This window comes from Nostoc sp., assembly GCF_036917755.1.
In the GTDB taxonomy this organism is placed as follows: domain Bacteria; phylum Cyanobacteriota; class Cyanobacteriia; order Cyanobacteriales; family Nostocaceae; genus Nostoc.
Window position 1 is genome coordinate 38,053 of record NZ_JBALFC010000055.1, and the last position, 24,190, is coordinate 62,242.

At 42.6% G+C, this 24,190-nt stretch carries 22 protein-coding genes, 1 tRNA gene and 1 pseudogene; 13 read left to right on the plus strand and 11 right to left on the minus strand.

Annotation, left to right across the window (positions count from 1 at the left end):
- Positions 1–43: 43 nt before the first annotated feature.
- Complete coding sequence (locus V7L05_RS13620; RefSeq protein WP_335164663.1) at positions 44–1,798, minus strand: Na/Pi cotransporter family protein; 1,755 nt, start codon at positions 1,796–1,798, stop codon at positions 44–46.
- A gap of 365 nt (positions 1,799–2,163) precedes the next feature.
- On the opposite strand from V7L05_RS13620, the pseudogene V7L05_RS34690 reads away from it, so the two are divergent.
- Positions 2,164–2,307: pseudogene (locus V7L05_RS34690) on the plus strand (UbiA family prenyltransferase); the annotation flags it as partial.
- Between the two features lies 1 nt (position 2,308).
- The gene (locus V7L05_RS13630) at positions 2,309–2,554 is read left to right on the plus strand and encodes a hypothetical protein (RefSeq protein ID WP_335164664.1); all 246 of its coding nucleotides are present in this window, start codon (positions 2,309–2,311) and stop codon (positions 2,552–2,554) included.
- Between the two features lie 735 nt (positions 2,555–3,289).
- Here V7L05_RS13630 and V7L05_RS13635 read toward each other — a convergent pair.
- Together V7L05_RS13635 and V7L05_RS13640 are read right to left on the minus strand one after the other, a co-directional pair.
- On the minus strand, positions 3,290–4,690 hold the full coding sequence (locus V7L05_RS13635) for an esterase-like activity of phytase family protein (protein WP_335164665.1): 1,401 nt from the start codon (positions 4,688–4,690) through the stop codon (positions 3,290–3,292).
- Positions 4,691–4,999: 309 nt separating this feature from the next.
- Entirely contained in the window at positions 5,000–5,248 is a 249-nt protein-coding gene (locus tag V7L05_RS13640) for a Ycf34 family protein (protein ID WP_292790237.1), read from the minus strand.
- A gap of 86 nt (positions 5,249–5,334) precedes the next feature.
- Between V7L05_RS13640 and V7L05_RS13645 the strand changes: the two genes are divergently transcribed.
- The 3 genes from V7L05_RS13645 (at position 5,335) to V7L05_RS13655 (ending at position 8,059) form a co-directional block, all read left to right on the plus strand.
- On the plus strand, positions 5,335–6,651 hold the full coding sequence (locus V7L05_RS13645; RefSeq protein WP_335164666.1) for a CCA tRNA nucleotidyltransferase: 1,317 nt from the start codon (positions 5,335–5,337) through the stop codon (positions 6,649–6,651).
- A gap of 417 nt (positions 6,652–7,068) precedes the next feature.
- A complete protein-coding gene (locus V7L05_RS13650) occupies positions 7,069–7,551 on the plus strand; it encodes a tetratricopeptide repeat protein (protein WP_334953114.1) in 483 nt (160 codons plus the stop codon).
- Between the two features lie 142 nt (positions 7,552–7,693).
- On the plus strand, positions 7,694–8,059 hold the full coding sequence (locus tag V7L05_RS13655) for a hypothetical protein (protein ID WP_335164667.1): 366 nt from the start codon (positions 7,694–7,696) through the stop codon (positions 8,057–8,059).
- A gap of 391 nt (positions 8,060–8,450) precedes the next feature.
- On the opposite strand, the gene V7L05_RS13660 is transcribed toward V7L05_RS13655, so the two are convergent.
- From V7L05_RS13660 to pdhA, 3 genes are all read right to left on the minus strand, one after another.
- Positions 8,451–8,522, minus strand: a tRNA-Lys gene (locus tag V7L05_RS13660).
- Between the two features lie 61 nt (positions 8,523–8,583).
- Positions 8,584–9,453: an aldose epimerase family protein gene (locus V7L05_RS13665; protein WP_335164668.1), complete on the minus strand. Its 870-nt coding sequence runs from the start codon at positions 9,451–9,453 to the stop codon at positions 8,584–8,586.
- 74 nt (positions 9,454–9,527) lie between these two features.
- Entirely contained in the window at positions 9,528–10,562 is a 1,035-nt protein-coding gene (gene pdhA, locus V7L05_RS13670) for a pyruvate dehydrogenase (acetyl-transferring) E1 component subunit alpha (protein WP_335164669.1), read from the minus strand.
- A 776-nt stretch (positions 10,563–11,338) separates the two neighbouring features.
- Between pdhA and V7L05_RS13675 the strand changes: the two genes are divergently transcribed.
- Positions 11,339–13,639, plus strand: a complete 2,301-nt coding sequence (locus tag V7L05_RS13675) for an IMS domain-containing protein (protein WP_335164670.1) — start codon at positions 11,339–11,341, stop codon at positions 13,637–13,639.
- A gap of 101 nt (positions 13,640–13,740) precedes the next feature.
- Positions 13,741–14,355 carry a hypothetical protein gene (locus V7L05_RS13680; RefSeq protein WP_335164671.1) on the plus strand — a complete coding sequence of 205 codons (615 nt, stop codon included), beginning with the start codon at positions 13,741–13,743 and terminating at the stop codon, positions 14,353–14,355.
- 470 nt (positions 14,356–14,825) lie between these two features.
- Here V7L05_RS13680 and dhaL read toward each other — a convergent pair whose 3' ends face one another.
- The 3 genes from dhaL to V7L05_RS13695 form a co-directional block, all read right to left on the minus strand.
- Entirely contained in the window at positions 14,826–15,461 is a 636-nt protein-coding gene (dhaL, locus tag V7L05_RS13685; protein ID WP_335164672.1) for a dihydroxyacetone kinase subunit DhaL, read from the minus strand.
- A 21-nt stretch (positions 15,462–15,482) separates the two neighbouring features.
- Positions 15,483–16,556: a dihydroxyacetone kinase subunit DhaK gene (gene dhaK, locus V7L05_RS13690; RefSeq protein WP_335164673.1), complete on the minus strand. Its 1,074-nt coding sequence runs from the start codon at positions 16,554–16,556 to the stop codon at positions 15,483–15,485.
- Positions 16,557–16,758: 202 nt separating this feature from the next.
- Positions 16,759–17,634, minus strand: a complete 876-nt coding sequence (locus V7L05_RS13695) for an MBL fold metallo-hydrolase (RefSeq protein WP_335164674.1) — start codon at positions 17,632–17,634, stop codon at positions 16,759–16,761.
- Positions 17,635–17,961: 327 nt separating this feature from the next.
- On the opposite strand from V7L05_RS13695, the gene V7L05_RS13700 reads away from it, so the two are divergent.
- The 5 genes from V7L05_RS13700 (at position 17,962) to V7L05_RS13720 (ending at position 21,185) form a co-directional block, all read left to right on the plus strand.
- Complete coding sequence (locus tag V7L05_RS13700; RefSeq protein WP_335164675.1) at positions 17,962–18,180, plus strand: hypothetical protein; 219 nt, start codon at positions 17,962–17,964, stop codon at positions 18,178–18,180.
- A gap of 188 nt (positions 18,181–18,368) precedes the next feature.
- On the plus strand, positions 18,369–19,025 hold the full coding sequence (tsaB, locus tag V7L05_RS13705) for a tRNA (adenosine(37)-N6)-threonylcarbamoyltransferase complex dimerization subunit type 1 TsaB (protein ID WP_335164676.1): 657 nt from the start codon (positions 18,369–18,371) through the stop codon (positions 19,023–19,025).
- 292 nt (positions 19,026–19,317) lie between these two features.
- Positions 19,318–19,674, plus strand: a complete 357-nt coding sequence (locus V7L05_RS13710; RefSeq protein ID WP_335164677.1) for a hypothetical protein — start codon at positions 19,318–19,320, stop codon at positions 19,672–19,674.
- The gene (locus tag V7L05_RS13715) at positions 19,665–20,027 is read left to right on the plus strand and encodes a hypothetical protein (protein WP_335164678.1); all 363 of its coding nucleotides are present in this window, start codon (positions 19,665–19,667) and stop codon (positions 20,025–20,027) included. The genes V7L05_RS13710 and V7L05_RS13715 overlap by 10 nt, the downstream gene beginning before the upstream one ends.
- A gap of 33 nt (positions 20,028–20,060) precedes the next feature.
- On the plus strand, positions 20,061–21,185 hold the full coding sequence (locus V7L05_RS13720) for a hypothetical protein (RefSeq protein ID WP_335164679.1): 1,125 nt from the start codon (positions 20,061–20,063) through the stop codon (positions 21,183–21,185).
- Here the strand turns inward: V7L05_RS13720 and V7L05_RS13725 are convergent.
- The gene (locus V7L05_RS13725) at positions 21,182–22,099 is read right to left on the minus strand and encodes an AEC family transporter (RefSeq protein ID WP_335164690.1); all 918 of its coding nucleotides are present in this window, start codon (positions 22,097–22,099) and stop codon (positions 21,182–21,184) included. The genes V7L05_RS13720 and V7L05_RS13725 overlap by 4 nt on opposite strands.
- A 102-nt stretch (positions 22,100–22,201) precedes the next feature.
- Between V7L05_RS13725 and V7L05_RS13730 the strand changes: the two genes are divergently transcribed.
- Positions 22,202–23,002: a M15 family metallopeptidase gene (locus V7L05_RS13730; protein ID WP_335164680.1), complete on the plus strand. Its 801-nt coding sequence runs from the start codon at positions 22,202–22,204 to the stop codon at positions 23,000–23,002.
- Positions 23,003–23,108: 106 nt separating this feature from the next.
- Here the strand turns inward: V7L05_RS13730 and V7L05_RS13735 are convergent, their stop codons facing one another.
- Positions 23,109–24,164 carry a serine hydrolase domain-containing protein gene (locus tag V7L05_RS13735; protein ID WP_335164681.1) on the minus strand — a complete coding sequence of 352 codons (1,056 nt, stop codon included), beginning with the start codon at positions 24,162–24,164 and terminating at the stop codon, positions 23,109–23,111.
- Positions 24,165–24,190: the final 26 nt, after the last annotated feature.

A 24,190-nucleotide genomic window follows, 5' to 3' on the forward strand; every position in this document is an offset into this window, starting at 1 on the left:
TGAATTAATTATCCTTCGAGTCAAAGCCCCCACTGAATAAAATTCACTGGTCTACAATCAGTGGTGGGTTCAAGCCCCCACTGATTGTCTTTAATTTTGAATTAATAATTTTGAATTTTGAATTCCCCGTTCGCGTAGCGTCTCGCAGAGAAGGGGTTGACTCCTCACTCCTGAATTCTGTTTCGATAACACGAGCAATACTACAGGTATGGGAGAGAATACGACTTATCGCATTAACCATCTCCAAATGAATGGAACTGGCATTAAGACTCACAGAATTTCCTGAACTCAGATGCTGGTGATGCCGTAGATAAATTTCCCGTTTAATTTGGTTGAGCGACTGGCGTTGGGACAAGACTGCATCTGCGATAGTTGGGTCTTGTGCAGCCAGCCCTGTCAGTGTTTGTTGCAGCAGTGCCAGGACATCGCCGTGGTAAGTAACAATGTCGTTCCACTCTTGCGGAGAAAAAGTAATTTGCTTGCGTCGTTTGCGTCTAGCTAATCGCATGATTTGTCGATCGATGATGTCGCCAATTGCCTCTAACTCCGTACTGATATGAAGCAATGTCAACTCCCGTTGCCACTGTTCCTCCGTCAGCAATTCATCATTGAGTTGAATTAGGTAATGCTTGATGGCAGTTTCCAGATCGTCAAGCTGGTTATCGAGTGCCCCAATTTGTTTAGGCAAATCTTTCGTCCCGTCTTCAAACGCCTGAATACTAAGCTGTAGCATCTCTGTTGCGAAATCTGCCATCCGCAGAATTTCGCGCATTGCTTGACCGAGTGCGACGGCAGGTAATGTCAATGCATTGGGATCAAGATAGCGCACACTCAGTTTCTTTTCGGCTTCAGGTTCTGGTAGCAGTCTAGTAGCGAAGTCTGCAAGTGAATTTGCTAGTGGGACAAAAACGATCGCCAAAATCAAGTTGAATCCCAGGTGTGCCAATGCTACTTGTGTTGATGGATTGGGTAGCAGACGAGTCAATAACACCGCCAAGGGATTTAACAATGCCAACGCCAATGCTACCCCAGCTAGCCTGGTGCCAACATAGATGAATCCTAGTCGGCGTGCGACGATGCTGCCTCGGTTCAATGCAGTGAGTAACGGCATCAGTGTTGTACCGATATTTGCACCCAGTGTTACTGCCAGAGCAGCTTCCAGTGGGAGGGCGTGTGCCCCAGCCAGCACCATTACGATTCCAATCGCCGCGATGCTGGAGACAAACACAGCTGCCAGCAGCATCCCTAGTAGTATCAACACCAGAGGAGATTGGGAAAGTACCTTCATAATCTCATTCGTAATGGAACTATCGGCAATAGAGGCACTACTGGCGTCAATCATCGCCAAACCCTGCAACACCAATCCAAAACTGAATACGCCACGCCCAAGATCCCGCAGAGCCTTGCGTCGGGTCAACAAAGCAAACGCTGCCGCTAGACCCAGGAACTCTTGTGCATAGTCAGTGATGTGGAAAGCCAGTAATTGTACTACCAATGTAGAACCAACGGCAGATCCCTGTAGGATGATCGTTGCTGTTGCTAATGGCACCAACTGGGCGCTGACTAGTCCCACAATCACCGAGGCAGTTGCTGTGGAGCTTTGGGTTAGCATTGTTACGATCATACCTGACACAAAAGCTGCTATTGGTCGCTTCGCCAGCGTCATCATGGCAAGCCGCAGACGTGAACCCAAGACCCGCTCCATTGCATCCGTAACTTGTTTCACACCATAGAGAAGCAGCGTGCAACCCCCAATTAACAGAATCAGGATTTGTGTAGGGTCGTGAGTCTTGAGCATCAGCACACTTACCTTTTAAAGGTTTAAAAAGAGACTAGAAGTAAATCAACTAACCGTATTTTAATAGTAATTTCAGAAAAGTTAAAAGAAGATTAAATGAACATTAAATGAACCTAGTACGGTGTATTAAATAATTCGTATTAAGTGCGCGATCGCAACAAGGACTGATTGGGCAATAATTTGTAAAAGATGGTGTCACCCAAACGATTAGCAGATTGTAAAGACTTGAGTCAGCAATTTTTGCGATCGCTACGAATATTCTTAGGGATTTCCAAGAAATAAATTATCTAAATAAACGAACCACTCCAGACGCAGAGAGGAGAAATAGAGAGGATTTTTGCGTTAGTTTTGGGATATTTTTTTATGCAGTATTTGCCAATCTGTTAGCCGCCCTATTAGCTTTTTCTGGCATCGTCTTTTATATTTTGGTCTACACCCACTGGCTAAAACGTCACAGCACCCAGAATATCGTTATTGGTGGGGCGGCTGGGGTAATTCCGGCTTTAGTGGTTGCCAGATCGTTTGTGTGGTGTGCTGCCGGAAACTTTTACTCAAATGGCAGAGGCAGTGCGATCGCCAGAACAAAGCAACGATGTGCTAAAAGTGATAGAGACAGCTATACCAGCAACTGCTATTGAGCAAGCGATCGCAACAAACAAACACCCCACACCCTCTGACTTTTCCACATACCGTGAAAAGTCAGTTCAATATACAAGCCTACAATGCAACCCGTTTTGGCACGGTGATGCCCTTTAGGAATTAATCATGCCCCAAGAGAAGAAGATCAAGGTTTCTATCCCCGTGAGGGGAAGTGATTGAAGAAACTTTAAAGATTACTATGACTCAGCAGGATTAGCTTATGGGTTTCCATCCCCGTGAGGGGAAGTGATTAAAGAAACTGCCAACAAAGATTGGGCGAATTGTAGAAGCCATAATGTTTCCATCCCCGTGAGGGGAAGTGATTGAAGAAACTTAGGAATACTCAGCGTTTTGAGTTTGACTGCGGCGGTTTCCATCCCCGTGAGGGGAAGTGATTGAAGAAACCTTTAATTCTATTACCTGTATCAAGATTCTTAAATTGAGATGTTTCCATCCCCGTGAGGGGAAGTGATTGAAGAAACCCCACCCTTCTAGAACCCTTACTGTGACTGCTCTTCAAGGGTCGTTTTCGAGGGGGTCTAATTTATTTATCAATAAGCCTAAATTATTGACAAAAATGTAACTGCACATTCCCTCAAACGCTTACACAGCAGCTTGTCGAGGGGGTCAACGAAAGAATCAAGGTTTGAGCGATCGCTACACCCCCTCGAAAAAATTAAGTGTGCAAAGTCAAAATAAATACTTTTGCTTTCACTAGGAAACTTGGTATTGAATTGTCAAGGTTCTGTTATTAATGGGCATGAAAATAACATATTACTGTTGACTTGTCAAGTCGGCACTAATTCACCAGGACGCAACTTCTATCATTCTCTTTCCCGAAACCCTGGAAATTCATCCCCCTCCTTTAATCTTCTGGGGTACGAAGCCTGGGAGGTCGGTGGTGTCAATTGCAAAGACGAAAAACTTGTTTGGGTTGTCGATGCCTGCTGGATGGTAAGTGTCCGGCGCGATGGTACCAACGAAGTCGTTATCGTTGGCGATGAAAAGCGTATGCTTGATCACGCGGTTGATAACCACATCTGGCCCGAAAGCTAAACCTTCAAGCTTGGCAGGTATGTCCTCTGTTTTAATCCCATTCTTAGTCAGCGTAGCTACGACATCGAGGAACAGGGTTTTGCTAACTGCCTTACCAGCAAGGTTCTTTTCCCCGGTGATATTGCTTACTTCTTGAGCATTAGTCAGATCGATACGGTATATCTTCTTGAAGGCAGCTTGAGAGCCGTCGCCCAACCCCTTCCCATCTCGCTCGTCTACTAGGAATTGGCGATCGCTGATGGCCAAAATCTCACTTACTGTCGGGTATTTCGGTTTAGCTGCGGTGCCGATATTATCTAGCTGATAGGCGTATTCCTGGGTGGCACCTGTTGCAATGTCGATCTTAACAATTCTGGTGTAAGCGCCATTAGTACCACCGTCCTGAAGCAACGGACTCTGCATGATACCGACTAGAGTCTTGCCATTAGGGGTAATCGCCAGACCTTCCATACCCTTGTTCGCAACACGTCCAGACGTGTTACTGCTAATCTCTGTATCACCAACAGGATTTAGCTTTTTGACTGCAAACTTGCTATTGAGTGTAAAGACCTTGATGCGCTTACCTGTCTCGCGGTTGAATTGATAGACATAGGGGCCATATTCATCAGAGATAAAGATGGATTCACCATCATTGGATACACGCACGCCTTCAGGATCGAAGCGGGCATCATTGGGATAGGTCGATATCTGGTTCGGGTCGAAGTTGTCTGAGCGTCCAGTGAAATAGTAGGTATTCTTGGCATTCAGCGCCGGGACACCGCTAGGCACTCCCAGTCCTACCCCAGTACCGTAGTAGAGAGGTTTCTTGCTCGATAGCAGGGTCGTATCAATTAGAGAAGGAGTAAGAGTAAAAGGCAAAGCTGAACCAAGGCGGCTTGGTACGAGTTTCAGACTGATGGTTTGGAAGCGGTTGATATAGGATGTTGTGTTATCCACAGCGCTATTGTATACCTTGGCATTCGGACCCCGATCTGGGATGGCGATGAAGGTGTTACGTCCAGCGTAGGCTAATCCTGACCCAAAACCACCAAGGAGGTTTCCCGGAACACCACTTTCGAGCGGAGCGGAGGTTTTTCTGGAGAGATCGCTGATTTTACCACTCAGGCTCCCAATTGCAACCAGCTTAACCTCTGCGTTGGCGGCGGGGGCAGTAAAAAATGACGCTAACAAGAACAAAATGAGATTTCTCTTGAGCATATCAGTATTCCTACTAGAGACAATATTTACTGAGGGATATTGTATTTTTTTTCACTTCCTCATTATCTATGCCTAATGATTAAGCTATCTTTAAGTAAAGATTAATTAAAAATTAATGCAGGAATGGCTGATTCAGGTGGGGCTGTGGACGGGGTAGAAGAAGGCAAACGACAGTACAAATTTTTTTACCCGCATTTCTCAGTTGTGAGAAATGCGGGTAAAGTTACCCTTATAGTTAGTGACAAAAATATTTACGACTACTGCTGTTTGGTGCAGTAGTTACCTTTGAGATGCAGCAATCATTTTCTCTCAAGTCGGCACTAATTCACCAGGACGCAATTTCGACCACTTACCCGTTTCCCGCTTAAAGCTGAGACAACCAACAACATCCCATTCCATTTCAATTACATCCTCTTTAGTCCGAATGTTGACATTGATAGAAGGTTCATTCGGATCAAAATTTGGTGTTTCGGTCAAGTGAGGCTGTTGGTGCTGCCCTTCTACGGCATGATAGGTAAAACAGCTGTCTACATAGTGGCAGTTCACGCAAATACACATAATAGAACCAACTCCAGACGCCTTTATTGTTAATCTAGCTTAAGCCCAACTGTTATTCATGAGTTGCTGGGTTGATTTTTATTACAATGCAGGAATCAGTTCTTTCTACCCTAGCTCCCGAAAATTGGCCTTTTAGCTTGGAATGGCTGCCACAACCGGCTTACATGGTAGGTGGCGCTGTCCGGGATGCTATCCTTGGCAGAACTCGCGAATATCTGGATTTAGATTTTGTTATACCATCTAAGGCAGTAAAGGTAGCAAGAGCGATCGCTCATCATTACAAAGCTGGTTTTGTGTTACTCGATGCCAAACGACAAATTGCTCGTGTGGTTTTTCCCCACGCTACAGCTGACTTTGCCCAACAGGAAGGAAATAGTTTAGAAGTTGACTTGCACAGACGAGATTTTACAGTAAATGCGATCGCCTATAATCCCCATACGCAAGAAGTTATCGATCCTTTGCAAGGTTGTATAGACTTACAACAGGGCATTTTGCGAATGGTATCACCCGCGAACCTAGAAGATGACCCTTTGCGGTTAATGCGAGGTTATCGCCAAGCCGCCCAACTAGGTTTTACGATTGAGCCAGCTACCCAAGCCGCAATTCGTTCTTTGGCATCACATATCAGCAAAGTTGCAGCCGAACGAGTTAGGGTAGAAATTGGCTATCTGCTAGCAAATTCTCAGGGTACTCCTTGGATTACAAGTGCTTGGGAAGATGGTTTAATTGCCCTTTTCTTCAAAAACGCCACCCGTGAAAGCTTGATCAAACTAGCAGCAGTTGACAATGCAGCTGCCTTACTCACCCAAAATTGGCCACAATTAGGGACACAATTACAAGAGTATGTCCGCGATCGCATCAAAACCACTTGGTTAGGTATTGCCAAACTTGCTTGTCTTGTCAACCCAAATCCAGAATTAGCAGAAATAGAGCTACAGGAACTAACCTATAGTCGTGCCGAAATCCGGGGTGTAACCACTGCTCTGAAACTATTACCGCAGTTTCAAGTAGTCGATATGTCGTTGCGAGAACAATACTTTTTGTTCCATGACGCAGATATGGTGTTTCCTGCTGCGGCAGTGCTAGCTGTGGCAGTTGATAATTTGGTAGAGGCGATGTCTGGTGACAAGCCACTACACACCGCAGTTGCTACAACAGAGCAAACCAAAGCAAGGGCTTGCCAAGTCTTGGCGCCTTTGATTAACCGCTACCTGAACCCTGATGATCTGGTCGCTCATCCCACTGCACTAGTGAGCGGGAAGGAGTTGATTATAGCATTAGATATTCCAGCTTCAGCAATCATTGGCCAACTGTTGAGAGAAATTGGTGTAGCACAAGCTGAGGGGAAAGTCTCAACACCAACAGAGGCGATCGCATTTGCACGTCAGTTACTTGAAACCTGATCAATTTGTGGTAATGCTACCTGAGCTTATTTTGTGCCAAACAACCGTAGGCGTAGCCCGCCGCAGGTCTTACCCTGAGCCTGCGCCGTACCCTTCGGTCTCGTAGAGAAGGGCATCGCCTGCATTTCTCAACCCAGGAATAATATAGCGATGTTCATCCAAATAGTCATCAATGGCGGCGGTATACAGGGGCACATCTAGTATGCCAGAAAGGGAACGTGGATTAATTAACAATTCAAAAATAAAATAGGAAATCAGACAGATACTCAAAATTAAACAACGCTATTTTTTTACATCAGGAAATTCATCATAATTAGCAATTAATCACCGCAAATTTAAAGATGACTTTAAAAATGATTTAATAGATATATTTTGTGAGAAGGTTAATACAAAGGTATATTCACTGATGTCAACTTCATGGATTCTTTATCTATTAATTCCTTACTTGAAGAGTTGAAAAACCCGGATGCCACAGTCCGCGAAAAGGCAACTAGAAAAATCTGGCGAATCTGGTTTCAGCAAAAGGGAATCTATGGGCTGGAAATAATTGATCGCAGTCAAAAGTTACTGGATGCAGGTGAAATTACTCAAGCTGAAACAGCGCTGACGGCACTAATCAAAGAACAGCCAGATTTTGCCGAAGCCTGGAATCGCCGTGCTTTCCTCTATTACAGTGTTGGTGATTATCAAAAATCTCTGACAGATTGTCAGATGGTTGTGCAGATAAATCCAATACATTTTGGGGCGCTTCATGGTATGGGCTTGTGTTATGCAGCACTAGGAGAGTATGGGGAAGCGATCCGAGCTTTTCAAGGCGCTCTAGAAATTCAGCCCTATTCACTAGTGAATCAAAAGTTGATTCTAGAATGTACATTTAGATTCAGCTACAACAGCAGATAAGCAATTCAAAATTCAGGCATTCAAAATTCAAAATGTTCGCCTAGCATCTGGTAGAAAAGAAACGCTATCAGGTAAGCATCCTGATAGTTGCCTAGATGCGAATTCAAGCAAAGACAGTTAAAAGAGGCAACTATACTGTCTTATGAATCCATTCTCATCAACAGCAATTTATCGCCTTAGTTGCCACAATTTTATTCAATACAGTTTTATCTGGATTGGTAGTAGCGTTATTGCTGCTTATACTAACAGCAACCAACCGTTAAATAGGAGTTTTCGGTTGGATAACGTTACGTTTGGTACAAACTGGATAGCACAAGCAGAACAAGATCGATTTTACCAGGCGATGTCTACGATGGTCACTGAGCCTTTCGACAAGCTCAGGGTAACACTTGCCGTACCCTTCCCTACGGGACGCCAGGGGCGAACGGGAAGCAAGCTACGCGCAGCGTCTCGTAGAGAAGTGCGGGCTGCGCCTACGCCACGGGTATCTACAAAGACTACGATTTAGATGTCACTCTCAAAATGGGTGTCCCCCAGGCTCCCAGTGCTACTTAATTGTTTATGGGGGCGCGGTAGATTTTTTCATAAAAGTCATCTAAATCTGCAATTATTACTATTATTTGGAAATTAGCGGAAATAGCTGTGCTATCAATGGCTAGGTCAAAGTTCAGCGTCTCGTAGACAAGGGTCGAAGTAGCCCTCACGCCCAAGTCTTGCCCACCCTGATTATGCAACTTGAATGCCGATTGGCTTACTAACCGTTGTTTACCCTTGGATTTGGGATTAGATTATGCCTAGCCTACGGAATTAGTGAAATTTTACCATCAAGAGGCGATCGCACTTCCCTTAATTAAAAATATCAGCGATCGGCCTCTCATGTCATTTAATAAACTTCTATATGGGTCGCCCGGGATTCGAACCCGGAACTAATCGGTTAAAAGCCGAGTACTCTACCGTTGAGTTAGCGACCCTTTCGCTGCATTTCGCAACTTTGCCATCATAGCATAGACATCTGTAGATTTGTAAAGGGATTTAGAAAAAATTAGCAGTCAACCTTACAGATGCTGTGCGGCTAGCTCCTGATGCTAACACAGTCAGGTTATCACCAGTATTGAGAGAGTTACGGGTGGCACTCCACGGTTCTAGACAGTAGAATTCTTTGCCTTTGACTGTCCAAAATACCAGGTAGGTAGAGAAATCATCATAATCCAAGGTGAGTTTTAACTTCCGGCTGTGGTCTATCGCAGTGGCCGATTGACTCGTTAGCTGTCCAAAGGCAAAATCAATTTCATCACGGCTAAAGTCAAAACTGCCGTCAAAAGAGTGAATTTCCTTAGTTTGATTGTCTTGATACTGCTTCGAGGGAATTTCAAGCTCTAGCTGAGTTTTATCACCACACAGAAAGTAGGGATGGAAACCAGCCGAAAAGGGCATTGGTGTGGATGACAAGTTTTTATACTGCTGGCGGACTTCTAGGGTATTACCTTGAAGTTCGTAGGTGAAAGCCAGCTGAAAATCAAAAGGATAAACTGCTTTAGTTTGCTCATTGCTATCAAGAACGACAGTGAGACTAGCTTTATCTCCAGTTTCTTGTTCTGTTGCTTTCCACGGCAATTCACGGGCAAATCCGTGTTGTTTGAGAGTATATTGTTGCCCGTTGTGAGTGTAAGTATTATCTGGTAGATTGCCACAAATAGGAAACAAAATCGGATTCCCACCTCTGACACTCAAATCAGGATGAGTAAAGCGTTCAGTGTCCAGGTAGAAAATCTCTTGCCCTTGAATGCGCCAACGAGTGATGATACCACCGCGTTCTGGTACGACTTCCAACTGAGAACCTGCGGCTTCATCAGAAAGAATGTAGGTCTTGTACTGTTGCTGTTGAACTGCAATGCTAAACACAAATTCTAGTCCTGGGTATAGGGATAGTTAGGAGTTAGGAGTTAACAATTCATAACTCCTAACTCCTAACTCTGTTACTCGTCTTCTGCAAACACGAAACGATATAACTCGCTGGGGTCTGGTTCGGGGCTGTCTTCGGCGAATTTAACGGCTTCGTCGATTACATCCTGAATTTTACGATCAATTGCTTTGATTTCTTGCTCATCCGCCAGGTTTTGCTCCAGCAAATAAGCTGCCAACTTCTTAATTGGGTCACGGGCGAACCAAAATTCTTTCTCAGCTTTGCTTCGCATTTCATCTGGGTCTGCTAAGGAGTGACCCCGGAAGCGGTAAGTAAGTGCTTCAATTAATGTTGGCCCTTCACCTGCACGGGCACGGGCTACAGCTTCTTGAGCCACGGCTCGTACTGCTAGTACATCCATGCCATCTACTTCCACGCCCACCATGTTAAATACACTGGCTTTTTTATAAATCTCTGGCTGGGAAGTCGCTCGCTCGTGAGACATCCCAATAGCCCACTTATTATTTTCGACCACAAACAAAATTGGCAGTTTCCATAGGGCTGCCATATTTAGGGTCTCGAAAAACTGACCGTTGTTAGCTGCACCGTCGCCAAAAAAGCAAGCCGTTACTTGGTCAGCACTTTCATCTCCCAGCACTTCGCGGCGGTATTTGCTTTGAAAAGCTGCTCCAGCTGCCACAGGAATTCCCTCAGCCACAAAAGCATAGCCACCCAACAAACGATGTTCCGCAGAAAACATGTGCATCGAACCACCGCGCCCTTTGCTGCAACCTGTGGCCTTGCCAAATAATTCTGCCATTACCTCTTTTGCTGGTACACCCGCACTCAGAGCATGAACGTGGTCGCGGTAAGTACTACAAACGTAATCTTCACCCGGTCGCATTGACTGCACAACACCACTGCAAACGGCTTCTTGACCGTTGTACAAATGGACAAAACCAAACATTTTGCCCCTGTAGTACATTTCAGCGCACTTGTCTTCAAACAAGCGCCCTAATACCATATCCTCATACAACCGTAACGCTTCTTCCTTAGTAATATGCGTAGTAGCAGGATTAAATGTGGGTAAAGTACGCTCTTGAACCATTATTTTTGAGTATCCGTGTTGTACAAGTTAAAGTTACGGTCTTTAATAAATTGGTCTGATAACACCTCAGCTTTTAACAGGCTAGCGTTTGTAAGACTCAACAATCAAACTTTATTTATGCACCAAAAAAGGGTCTTAGGGAATAGCTGAATTTTTAATTTTTGATTTTTAACTTTTCAGCCCATGCCCCGTGAGGATTTGACTCTAACGGCAACATCTACCGTTTTGGGTTTTTTCTCTCACGATTCCCCTTCATAGACTAGCAATTAAGATAGACTGCTTTCTGCATATCCATTAACAATTTTAAAAAAAGGACGCAAAAATCTCTATACCCAAATATCTATACCCAAATAGGTAATTGTAATTAAAGGTTAATTATGATATGATTTTTTTCTCATGTTATCAGGGTCAACCCCCAATAGTGGTATTTTTGTTACCTCATGCTGGGAAAGTCCCAAAAAAATCAACCATCAATAGATTCTTGCAACCACAATTATGTCGTCACTAAAAGCGGTGGTTATGGTTTGTGCTATCGAAGGCTGATAATAGTTGTGTTAAACAAAAATACTAAGAATTAAGACAAAAAACTGAGTCTTTCTAGGCGAAAGCAAAAAATTAGTACTAGAATGTGACTCAAAATTTCGGAAAGGTACAAAACAAGTTGTTGCAATATACACTTATAGAGTAAATTCTACACGGCGTTCTTATGGCACGGTTTTACACGCCTGGAAAGCTCTAGGTAAATTATGTTGATCACGGTGCAGGGGAAGTAGGCTGTGCGAATTCCGCTAGATTACTACCGAATTTTAGGACTCCCGTTAGCGGCAAGTGATGAACAATTGCGACAGGCATACAGCGATCGCATTGTCCAATTGCCACGACGTGAGTATTCTCAGGCTGCAATTTCTTCTCGTAAACAACTCATAGAAGAAGCTTACGTGGTTTTATCAGATCCAAAACAACGCAGTACCTACGATCAGCTTTATCTTGCCCACGCTTATGACCCTGATAACCTTGCTGCTGCCGCAGTAGCACTGGAAAATCGCACAGAAAGCACTAAAAGGGGTAGTAACACCCAGAGTCTGGGCATCGAAATTACCCAAGACGAATTAGTTGGCGCTTTATTAATTTTGCAAGAGTTGGGGGAATACGAACTTGTACTAAAACTAGGTCGTCCATACCTGGTAAATAAAAATAGTGCTACAAGTGCAAGAAAAGGCAATAATTTAGTAGACGAAGAAATAGACGAAAGTGCTGAACATCCAAATGTTGTTCTCACTGTAGCCCTTGCTTGTCTAGAATTGGGTCGCGAACAGTGGCAGCAAGGTCACTATGAAAATGCCGCCATATCCCTAGAAACTGGTCAAGAACTGCTAGCCCGCGAAGGGTTGTTCTCCAGTGTCCAGGCGGAAATTCAGGCGGATCTTTACAAATTGCGACCATATCGAATTTTGGAGTTGCTGGCACTACCTCAAGAGAAGACTTCCGAACGACGCCAAGGTTTGGAATTATTACAAAACCTCTTAGAAGATCGTGGCGGGATTGATGGCACGAGCAATGATGACTCTGGTTTAAATATAGATGACTTTCTGCGATTTATCCAGCAGTTACGCAACCACTTAACGGTCGCAGAGCAGCACAAGTTATTTGAAGCCCAAAGCAAACGTCCTTCTGCTGTTGCCACTTACTTAGCTGTTTATGCCTTGATAGCACGGGGATTTGCTCAACGGCAACCGGCTTTAATTCGTCAAGCAAGACAAATGCTCATGCGTCTGGGCAAGCGTCAAGATGTACATTTAGAACAGTCGCTATGTGCCTTACTCTTGGGACAAACCCAAGAAGCAACTCGTGTTTTAGAACTTAGTCAGGAGTACGAAGCTTTAGCTTTTATTCGGGAAAAATCTCAGGACTCTCCAGATTTGTTACCGGGGCTGTGTCTATATGCAGAACAGTGGTTGCAACACGAAGTATTTCCACATTTTCGAGATTTAGCAAACCAGCAAGCTTTCCTAAAAGATTACTTTGCTAACCAACAGGTGCAAGCTTATTTAGAAGCACTGCCAACGGATGCCGAAACAACTAATGAATGGGCTGTAATTAACCCCCAGCATTTTCCCCAGCCGCAGACAAATAATCCCCGTTTCCACAACAATTCAACTAAGACTTCTGGGCAATTTAATTACAGCAGAACACCTGACCTAGATTTGCCAGAAACACCAACAAAAGAAACACCCGAATATTCAAACTTGTTATCACCCATGTGGAATTCATCGGGGAGTGTAAAATCAGATGTTCCTACCGCCGAACGGATGAGCAGAGGCACTAATAACCATTTGAACGGTTCAGCTAAGACTGCTGCACCCGCTCATAACCAAAAGCGTCGGCGGAGAAAACCGACTCCATCTGCTAGCCGAGAGCGTGTACCAGATAATCGTCCTCATGCTCGTCGTCCCCGGCGGCGACGAACTTTTGCTAACACCATCGAAGGGAAAACACGAGTGGTCTGGAGGGTGTTTATTTCTTTGGTGAGTATATTAGTTTTCTGGGTGTTAGTTACAACAACTTTTGGATGGTTAAAAAATTTGTTTTTCCCTACACCACCTGCGCCTGGTTTAGAGTTGTCTGTACAGATAAATCAACCACCAATATCTATTCCTGATCGAAGCAAACCACAATCATCAGATAGTCCTTTAACAGATGCAACGGCAGAGGAAGTCATTCGGACTTGGCTATCTATCAAAGCCGCAGTTTTCGGGCCGAATCATGAAATTAATAATTTAGAGCAGATTTTAACTGGTTCAGCTTTGTCTCAATTGCGGCAGACTGCTCAACAGTATAGGTCAGACAATCTCTACCGCAAGTATGACCATAGCCTGAAGGTGGAATCTGTAGAGAAAATTGATTTATTTGCAGAGCGTGCCGCAGTGGAAGCTACGGTTAAGGAAGGGTCGCAGTTATATGAAAATGGTCAGTTTCAAAACTCTTCTAATGAGAATTTGCGAGTTCGGTATGATCTAATTCGACAACAAGGTAAATGGCGCATTCAGAATATATCTGTTGTCAATCAAATCAGATAAGTTTGGAAAGCCAACTTCAAAAAATCGTCGTCCGATCATGATGATTTTACGAAATTTTATGGGAATACTATAAATGGAAACCTAAATATTCCTCGGAGAGCATGATGAGCGTATTTAACAAAATTACAGCAACGTTTCAGCAGTCTAGACAATTTCTAAAAAGAAGTCTAGAAGAATACATTATGTTTAGCTCAGGCGCTAAACAGTTGACTTTGACAAAAAAAATGGTTTTACTTCTCTGTCAACAAGCCGAATCTAGAGTTGAGCAATTAAAAAGCTTAGAACCACACTCTGAGGAGGGACTTATTGCGACAATAGAGTACAAGAAAATTCAAGTGCAATTACATTTTACTCCTGAGAAAATAACTCTTCATGAAGATCGCCTTGAAGGAGAACTTCGCTTATTGAAACCCCTTCAGTTTGAGACTGAATCGATAGTTTACCGTTACCTGATTGCAGGTTGGACAACATTTTTGGGAGGTAAACTTCCGAATGGAGCTTTACCAAAAGAGGTTAGAATTGAAAATAATAAGGTTTACTATACTCTTCCTCGAAATCAATTGCAGCTTTTAGATGACCTTTTTTATAGTCTTGAAAATGGTTCTGCTTTGATTACTAACCTTAAACAAGGAGATTTAACTATTGAAACTTCAGTAGCTTTGAGTTGGAATAATTTCAAGCTTCAAAATCTGCTTCAACTTCTGAATCTCAAATAGGCGTAAAAATAGAGAAATAGTTTTTATTTTCCTTTTAATAATAGCCACAATCGCGCAGGTGTATTGCGCCGTCTAAGTTCTCAATTTGCTCTAATAGCTAGGACTTACGCATTGACAGAAATAACCAAATGTGCATCAACTATCGTTACAAGGCAGAGCCTTGTAATGCTCTTGTGGGAGGCTCTGCCTCCCAGTGATCACATTCCCAGACAGAGCCTGGGAACGAGGCAGGGCAAGACTTTTATCTTAATAAGCTTGATATCCACATGATGCTCAATTTGTAAAGTGCGTAAGTACTAGGAATAACGAACCGCAGAGGCGCAGAGTACACGGAGAAATCAGAATTTCAGAAATATTTTGCGTAAGTCCTAATAGTGAAACCCAACAAAATCAAGAATTCTTGGTGTTGGGTTGAGGAACGAAACCCAACCTACCCCTAGATTTATAAAAACTAATGACAACAAAGGTTTTTACTTAGAACTTTTTAACACCCGTAACAAACTCTTCAACATCAAATAAGCAGAAGTCCCTCCGGGATCTTGATGTCCGATACTCCGTTCTCCGAGATAGCTAGCGCGTCCCTTTTTCGCTTGCATCGGTATAGTTTCCTGCAAGCCTATTTGGGCTGCTGCTACAGCCTGTTGCATAGCTTCCAGCGTTCCCTTACTTTCTCCTACAGCTTGCCTAAAAGCGGCTACAGCCGGAGATAGCACATCCACCATTGTTTTGTCTCCTAGTTGCGCTTTGCCACGTTGCAGCACGCCGTCTAAGCCTGCTTGGAGTATTCCTAAAACATCTTGTTGTGTTAATTCTTGCTTACCAATTACTGCTGTACTTGCTCGTAAAAACCAGGTGCCATAAAGAGGACCACTGGCACCGCCAATAGAAGAAATCAAGGTCATACTCACGGCTTTGAGAATGTTACCGATGTCCTTGTCTGCAAAAGTTGGTAACTGAGCGATCGCCTTTTTGAAGCCCCGATCCATATTGATCCCGTGGTCTGCATCTCCGATCGCAGCATCTAATTCTGTCAAATATGCTTTGTTTTGCTCTATCTCAGTCGCAAATGCCTGCAACCATTGTAATATCTGCGCCTGACTCACCATATCAACATAATTCGTAATTAGTTAAATTCCCCAGCGCCAACTTGGTGTTTTTACTGGTGCATCCCATAACCGGATCATCTCATCATCTAATTTCAGCAGGGTAATGGAGCAACCTTGCATTTCTAGAGATGTAATATAAGGCCCAATCAAGTTTCGCACAATTTGTAATCCTTGCTGTTCGCAAATTTGGGCGAGTTTGCGGTAAACAATATACAGCTCGGAAACCGGAGTTCCACCCATACTATTGACAAAAGCTAACAGGCGATCGCCTTTTGCAAATGGGAGATTTATCAGTTCTACATCTACCCATTCTCCTTTGTCTTCATCCCACTCGCGTAGTATACGGCTGTATGCTGTATCCTCAATGAGCGATCGCGTCAAAATTTTGGTGAGATCATCTACTGATTTTATGGCTGTGCGTTCTATTCCTGGTTCACCGTGAATACCGATACCTAATTCAATTTCGCGATCGCTCAATTCAAATGTCGGCGTTCCATTAGCGGGAACTGTACAAGATGTTAGAGCAATTCCCATACTCCGCCCATTCAGATTTACTCGACGACATAAATTTGCTATTTGTGGCAAATCATACCCCATCTCTGCGGCTGCGCCACAAATTTTTTCTGCCAGTATTGTTGTTCCCACACCCCGGCGTCCTTGGGTATAGAGGCTATCTTTCACAGCCACATCGTCATCAATCAAAATATTTAGCGATCGAATACCCTCACCACGGGCTAACTCCGTTGCCATTTCAAAGTTCATGACATCGCCACTGTAATTTTTGACGATATAAAGGATACCAGAGCCTCCATTTACTTGCTTGGCAGCTGCTAGCATTTGGTCAGGAGTAGGTGAAGTAAAAACCTCACCAGGACAAGCGGCATCAAGCATTCCTTTACCCACGAAGCCAGCGTGCATTGGTTCATGTCCACTGCCACCACCAGAAATAATTGCTACTTTACCCTGTATAGGTGCATCGGCTCGATAGACAAAAGCGGGATCATAATTCAGTTTAATTAAATCGGAATGAGCCACCGCCAGACCTTCTAGACTTTCCTGCACAAAGTCTTCTGGCTTGTTGATCAGCTTTTTCATAATCTGTGTTTGGTTAAAAGGGTGGTAAAACCCAGATTATAGCGATCGCTCGTTTGTATGCAATATAGTCTGACCTCTCTCTAAATCTCTCTCCTAAAAGGAGAGAGACTTTGAGTTTTCCCCCTTAGAGCGTCGGGAAGGGGATTAGGGGATTAGGTTTTTCGTGGACTTTTGATATCACATGAAAAGTCAGTTATTTAAGTCAATCCAAAGATTCCATCAACTCAATACACTTGTGCATCTGCTGGCGCATGGTTTCTCGATCAGCATGAAACCTTCGTCCATGACCTGGTAGCACCCACTCAAAAGAGTAATTAGCCAAGTTACGCATTGATTTAGTCTGTTCTGACCAAGAATACCAGCAGGCACCGTGGAATGCAGCCAGTTGATGCAAGCTTTCTGACCAAGCGAGATGGTCGCCAGTAAACAGAAATTTATTTTTATAAAGTAGAACAGTTTGCCCTTTGGTGTGACCGGGAACTGGGATAATTAATAAATCTGGAGTCAAAGTAAATGGTTCAGAACCAGTTAGCTGTATTTCCACATTGCGAGTATCCGCAGAAATATCATCGATGTGGAGGATGCGATCGCACTGAAAATGCTCGGCAAACTTTTGATGATCTGCCACATCATCCTTATGAGTTAGGTACATATAACGAATTGGCCCCAGTTCTTCTAAACGCTTGACTAAAGGCGGCGTAAACCGGGGAGAATCCACCAAAATGTTACCTTCTGGAAGTTCAATTAAATAACTAGTAGCACCGTAAGATTTTTCCGAATGATAGCCGCAGTGGTAAACATTTTCCGCTACTAATATTGGAAACTTTTGTTGAGCAACTTTGATATCTTTAGGTTTCTCAACTGTGCCAATAGAACTAGTAGGACAAGCTAAAAGTGCTTCAAGGGCTGCTAATCTTTGGGACTCATTCGTTGGTTGATGATAAACCACCGACTGTTCATCAACACGAGAAAACACTTCAGGAGTCATCCAGCGACAGGTATCACAATCAATACACGTAGTATCTACATAAAAATCGCCGTTGACATTTTGCGATCGACGCTGATTTAAATGTGCCATATTAATCCTTTTGCTTCCAGGCGCTTACTGGGGAGCGATAAACTCTATATCACTAAGCTAGCAAAAGTAACTTGAGACTGGAGACGCCACTAGAAGTAATTTGCTCAAAAATATAAAGACTCGTGAAACCGAGTCAGCAGAAAATGGGAAAACTGAATGCCTAAAATATTATCAATAAGTAGGCATTAATGCGATTATTTTGTCTGACATATTTATTCCTAATGTATTGGTAGGTAAATTCCTTCATTAATACAATTCAACTCTGATTTTCCGCCTATAGCATCCCTATTTCCACTACACTTCTTGCTACTGCTAGCGTTGCCAAAAATGAAAAACTCCACCCACAAGGGGATGGAGTTTTTGGGCATGGGGAATGGGGCATGGGGCATGGGGAAGAAGTTACCAATGCCCAATGCCCAATGCCCAATGCCCCAAGCGGCGGGGCGACTATCCCTCTCCACCCACAAGGGGATGAAGTTTCCCGCCGCTTTCAATGAAAAACGTAAAACTGAAGGTACTTTACAAGGTACAGGCGATAATTGCTAGCGACGTTTAACAAGCGAAGAGAGACGCTAAACGAGTCTGGAATGGCTGACGAACCAGACTAACGACCCAATATGGCATAATTCCCTTTGTACCCGGTAGCGTCTTGTAGCTCATTCAACCGAGAACCACTATGTTATATGCTTAAATAAATCACGTTAACTCTATAAAAATAGATATTTTAAGTAACTTTGACAACAGAACTAGAAGACATTGCAATAAATAAATACGCCTTGGCACTACACACCACCACTCCCGAATTGGGTTTGGCAATTAGTAATTTTGCAGGCGAGACTCGCTCTCAAGTTTGGAATTTAGGGCGTGATTTATCTAGCTTAATACATCAATATTTAATTGAATTTATCAAACCGCAAACTTGGGCAGATTTGTCCTTTATCGCAGTTGCAAAAGGCCCTGGTGGCTTTACCGGAACTCGGATTGGTGTTGTCACTGCTCGGACTTTGGGGCAACAATTAGATATCCCTGTATTTGCGATTTCAACTTTGGCTGCGGTAGCTTGGTCAGAAGCAGGCAAAAGTCAAAATCCCAAAACTATCGCTGTGGAAATGCCAGCACAACGAGGTCAAATTTTTGCTGCTATTTATCAGTTTGAGCCAGATGGTTCTAAACTAAGAGCGTGTTTGTCAGATAGAGTCTTGACACCAGAAACATGGCAGGAAACTTTAGCGAATTGGAACACTAATTATCAGCTGATTCAAGCCCAATCTGGGTTAGCAGCGACGGTGACAAGTATTTTGGAATTAGCTAATCTCGATTGGCAAGAAGGCAAGTGTCCTAATTGGTCAGAGGCTTTGCCATATTATGGGCAGCATCCAGTACAGGAATAAATCTCTATAAAGATAAAAAGGGAAGGATTATCATTTCTTCCCTTTTTTATTTGTCTAGTTTTCTTAAGGCTGACAGGACATCATTTTTTAAAATATCTTTTACCTCATCCAAAATACGTTCATAGTCTCTGAGACAAGTTTCAGTCATCTTTTCAAAGAAATTTACTCACTTAATTACACTGTAGTAAAGTTACTGAATGCAAAAAAAGAATGAATTGCTACAGTCTAATTAAATAGACAAAGGTTTACATTTTGGCAAACCTTTTTTGGTTATTAGGGGATAAAAATAAAGATGAGTCAATCTAAATCTAATGGAGAAATGTACTTAGCTCTAGGACTCCTAACTATATCTATAGGAATTCTAGGAGTAGGTACAACCTTACCTAAAAAAGAGTCCCAAGGAATGACTCTATGTAGTTCAAAAGCAGGAGATACAGGTTACGTAAGCGGCATTATAACATCTGTAAAAAAAGATGGGGATAAGCTTACTGTTAACTTAACCGAAGGCACTAAAGGCTGTGATAGCTTAGTACAGAACACCACAAAAAGGGTATGGAATTTAATTATTCGTAGGTTGGGTAGAACTTTAGTGTTACCCAACATCAAGTCTGAATATTTGCGAACCCCTTTTACGGTGAGGTGTACTTAGTATTTGCTAAAGTATACCAATTTAAAAACCTCAAAACTGGGACTCGGATTAAGTTTAAAGCTAAAACCATAGATGAAGGAATGTATGACCTGATAGGTGAAGCAGAGATAGATCCTACAGTAGTAGATACAAATGGGGAAACAGAAAAACCTACTAAGATTACTGCATACATTACAGAAAGACCTCACTTTTATACCGGAGAAACCTTAGCTTTATTGCCCATTTATATGGAGCCAAGAACTCTAAAACTGAAAATAGATGAAGGTAATTCTAATCAAATCATTCTAAATAAAACTGCAACTGTATACTACTACCTATCTACAAGCGTAGTAACAAGCATCGAGTATCCTTAATCACCTTAACATTTAAAACTGGAACCTAAAATCATGCTATTAATTGGAATTGCATTAGGAAGTTTATTGGGTATAATTCTAGGATTAGTACCTTCATTTAATATTGGGTTTGCATATTTATTTGCAACCACATTAAAAGACCCCTATTTTGCAGTAGGACTGATTATAGGAGTAGATTCTACTTCTTCTATAATGAAACATTTAAGTATGCTTAATTCCTCTTCTGAAGAAGATGCCAGTGAATTATATAAAACTGATGCTAGTTTAATTTTAACTTCATTAGCATCAGGAATGTCTGGTAAATTCATTGGTAGTGCTGTAGGTATAGGTTTAATTATATTCCTACAAGGAAGTGAAATGAAGTTAGATGGTTTGGGTAAATGCCTATCAATATTCTTAATACTTGCTGTATGGCTAATCCTTGCAGGATTTAAATCAAAGAATCCTAAACTAGCGATCGCATCTTTAGTAGCCTCATGTTTACTTGCCCTAGTAGCCACAAATCTACCTATCAATCAACCAATGTTTGTACTGACATCATGTATGTTTTCTAGTACGCTGTTTAAAACATTAACAGAGAAGCAAGACAAACTTAAAGATCCTTATATTACTTCTTTCCATGAAGGAGTAGAAATAGTTTCAGGATTTTTTGCAGGAGCCTTATGCTCTATTTTATGGGGATTACCCACAAGTGTAGTTTGCAAAGCTGTAGAAGAAGATTATGACAAGCCCCATACAATAATTAGTAGAAAAGCATTTGCTGATGGAGTAACCTCTTCATTGGGATTGACAATATTTCTAGTACTACAAGGTAATAAAAATGCTTTAGCGAGCAATCTTGGATCATTACATATTCAATTTAATGATGTAGAGAATGTAGGAATTATTGCTACTAGCCTCTCATTATCCTTTGTAGGATATTTAATGTTTAATAATATTATGGACTTGCATATTAAAATTTATAATATAATGCCTAATGTGATTAATAAATTTATATTAGCATTAATTTTTATTACTTTAATATACTTGAGTAATGGTTGGTGCATACCCTTACTAGGAACAAGTCTTCTACTTAATAAACTAATTAGATTAGCAGAAGCGCCCAAAGAACTAAATTTAGGAGCATTAGCTATTTTACCAATGATGACTTTATTCTAAAACAGCCATAGCCAAACTGGGAGAGTCACCAGCAATACTATAACCCCAGCAGCTAAGGCAGTAACAGCCAGATCGCGATCGAGATTGAATGTTTCAGCAATTACCAGTGTGGCGAAAGCTGGAGGCATGGCCATTTGTAGGACAATGACTTTTGCGATCGCTCCAGTTAATCCAAACAGTGGTAAAATACTCCCTAATATCAAGGGAACTAGCAGCATTTTGATTCCCAAGCTCATCCCTGCTTGTGGTAGGCTACCCCAAGACTTGAGCAATGCCAGTCGCATTCCAATTAACATTAAAGATAAAGTTACGACACTCCAAGCAAATTTCTCTAACCAGAATTCCGCGACTGTGGGAATTGTCGCTTGTCGAAACAGCAAGCCAAATCCGAAACCCCACAGGGCAGGATTAATTAAGATGGACTTAGCAATCTGCCAATAATTATGTACACCACCGCCAAAACGCGCTGCTAGTAACACACCCAAGCCATAAGTTCCTGGGAATGAACCTAACAAATCGTAAAATAGCGCCCAAGCAAAGTATTCCTTCCCTACCATTGCTAAGGTAATGGGAAAACCAAGATAACCTGTGTTACCCAGCATTGCTGCTAATATCAAGCTAGCCTGAGTTGATTGTGTGGGGAGGGTATTTTTAAAATAGGCTTGTCCTTTAATGGCTAACCAAGCTAAAAATCCTCCTAGTAAAATAGCTAGGTAAGCGATCATAGGTGCAATCCAAATTTGTCCCGACAAGCTAGATTGATGCAAAAACGATACTATGCTGATGGGTACTCCCACCCAAAACAGAAACTGTCCCAAACGCGTAGGAACTGTCACAGGTAGTTTGCGTCCCACAATAAAACCTAGCAGGACTAATCCTCCCAGCTTGACGTATAGTTCTAAAAGGTTTATCAAGATTGCGCCTAAAAACCACAGATGTAAAATGCTAGCTGTTACGTCTACTTTTGTCCAGTACAAAATCTGTTATGGCTATCCCACAAAAACAGGAGTTTCCCCTTGAATAAGGCTGGGTTTTCTGGAAAACCGCAAAACTCATCCAATGACCTTGGTGATGATATTCCAGTGGCTGTACGCGATACCCCTGATGCAACACCTAAAATTTGGTTGCCAACTCGAATTGTGCTGATTGGCGGAGTTGCAGTATTTGTCCTGCTGGCTTTAATTAGCGGTTTTTTGTTTTTCCTCACGGCACCCAAAAAAACCGTCGATTCTCAACCCTCGGTCACTAGTTCTACACCTACACCGACTACAGAATCTGGTAATGTCAATACTGTGTTAGGGCATTTTCCATATCCAGAAGCCCCTGAGTCAGAACTAGTAACCATCTCCGCAAATAGGGGCATTAGAATGCGAAAAGCTGCTGCCCAAAAATTTGAGGAGATGGTAGCAGCAGCGCGGAGTGCAGGTGTAATTTTAGTACCTATTTCTGGCTTTCGCTCAGTCAAAGACCAAGAGCAGTTATTTTTTGCTGTCGGTGCCCAACGAAATCAGACGCCAGCACAACGAGCTGCCCTCAGCGCTCCTCCAGGTCATAGCGAACATCACACAGGTTATGCTGTGGATATTGGAGACGGAGCAGTACCAGCAACTAATCTCCAAACTAACTTTGACAATACCAAGGCTTATCAGTGGATGCAAGCAAATGCAGCGCGTTTCAGCTTTGAAATGTCATTTCCTAAAGATAATGTTCAAGGTGTGAGTTATGAGCCTTGGCACTGGCGTTTTGTCGGCGATCGCAATAGTTTGGAAATGTTCTACAAAGCCAGAAATTTGAAACCCGCTAAGATATCGCCATAGGAGACAGGAGTCATTCGATTTTAGATTTTGAATTTTGGATTTTGGATTGAAGGAAAAATCTAAAATCTAAAATTGCCAGAGTCAGGAGAGACAAGAGTCATTGGTTTTACTCCCTCTCGCCCTCTCCTAGTGGAGGCTGAAGCACCACTTCCTTAAGAGCTGGACAATAATATCCAGCGATGTCCTTAGCGATCGCATCTGGTCGGGAAATTTTATCTAGATTGCAAAGTAAAATCACGGTAATTTTGTTATCAATAAAGCGGGTAATGTTACTTGCGAATCCTAATATCGAACCATTATGACCAACTACTCGGCGATCGCCATAATTAAATACCCACCAACCTAAACCTGCAACATATCTCAACTTTTCCCAATCATCACCCTGATTTGGAGGATGAGGAGTCCACATTTTATCAAGGGTTGATTGCTTTAGCAGAGTTGCCCCACAAAGCCCCTGTTCCCACTTCACCATATCTTCTACACTGGAAAGTTGACCTCCAGCAGAATAGGTGACTGAGGGACTGTAGTAAGGTTTGTTAACAAGCTTGCTGTTTGGCAACCGATAGCCAGCAGCCCGGTGTGGCACAATGTCACTGGGATTATTCATCACAGTTGCATTCATTCCCAAAGGAGCAAAAATGCGATCTTGCAACAAATCTCCATAAGATTGTCCAGTTACCTTTTCTAGGATCAAACCCAATAGATAGTAGCCTGTGTTGTCATAGGCGCTAAATTCGCCCGGTTGGAACTTGAGGGGTAGGTGAGTAGCTAGAGCTAAAATTTCAGATTTAGATAAATCAAGATGGGTAATTTCCCAGTAGTTTGGGGCATCGGTATAGCTGGGAATTCCAGACTGATGAGACAGAATATGCTCGATTGTGACATTTTGCCACGTTATGGGTAGATAATCGAGATAATCTGCGATCGCATCTTCTAACGAAATTATCCCTTGCTCCACCAGCATCATTGTGACTGTAGCGGTAAAAGTTTTACCGACAGACGCAATTTCATAAACTGTATGTTCAGTAGCTGGAACGGAGTGTTCAATATTCGCCAGTCCATAGCCCTTAACTAAAATAGGCATCCCTTGCTGCACCACTGCAACAGAAAGTCCAGGAATCTGGTTTTTAGTCATTGTGGCTCGAATATAGTCGTCAATCACGATTTACCTCATTTTTGTTTGGCGAG

Coding starts and splice junctions, on each gene's coding strand:
- V7L05_RS13620 (WP_335164663.1), bottom strand. CDS start 1,798: ATGCTCAAGACTCACGACCCTACACAAATCCTGATTCTGTTAATTGGG.
- V7L05_RS13635 (WP_335164665.1), bottom strand. CDS start 4,690: ATGCTCAAGAGAAATCTCATTTTGTTCTTGTTAGCGTCATTTTTTACT.
- V7L05_RS13640 (WP_292790237.1), bottom strand. CDS start 5,248: ATGTGTATTTGCGTGAACTGCCACTATGTAGACAGCTGTTTTACCTAT.
- V7L05_RS13645 (WP_335164666.1), top strand. CDS start 5,335: ATGCAGGAATCAGTTCTTTCTACCCTAGCTCCCGAAAATTGGCCTTTT.
- V7L05_RS13650 (WP_334953114.1), top strand. CDS start 7,069: ATGGATTCTTTATCTATTAATTCCTTACTTGAAGAGTTGAAAAACCCG.
- V7L05_RS13655 (WP_335164667.1), top strand. CDS start 7,694: ATGAATCCATTCTCATCAACAGCAATTTATCGCCTTAGTTGCCACAAT.
- pdhA (WP_335164669.1), bottom strand. CDS start 10,562: ATGGTTCAAGAGCGTACTTTACCCACATTTAATCCTGCTACTACGCAT.
- V7L05_RS13680 (WP_335164671.1), top strand. CDS start 13,741: ATGATGAGCGTATTTAACAAAATTACAGCAACGTTTCAGCAGTCTAGA.
- dhaL (WP_335164672.1), bottom strand. CDS start 15,461: ATGGTGAGTCAGGCGCAGATATTACAATGGTTGCAGGCATTTGCGACT.
- dhaK (WP_335164673.1), bottom strand. CDS start 16,556: ATGAAAAAGCTGATCAACAAGCCAGAAGACTTTGTGCAGGAAAGTCTA.
- V7L05_RS13695 (WP_335164674.1), bottom strand. CDS start 17,634: ATGGCACATTTAAATCAGCGTCGATCGCAAAATGTCAACGGCGATTTT.
- V7L05_RS13700 (WP_335164675.1), top strand. CDS start 17,962: ATGAAAAACTCCACCCACAAGGGGATGGAGTTTTTGGGCATGGGGAAT.
- V7L05_RS13710 (WP_335164677.1), top strand. CDS start 19,318: ATGAGTCAATCTAAATCTAATGGAGAAATGTACTTAGCTCTAGGACTC.
- V7L05_RS13720 (WP_335164679.1), top strand. CDS start 20,061: ATGCTATTAATTGGAATTGCATTAGGAAGTTTATTGGGTATAATTCTA.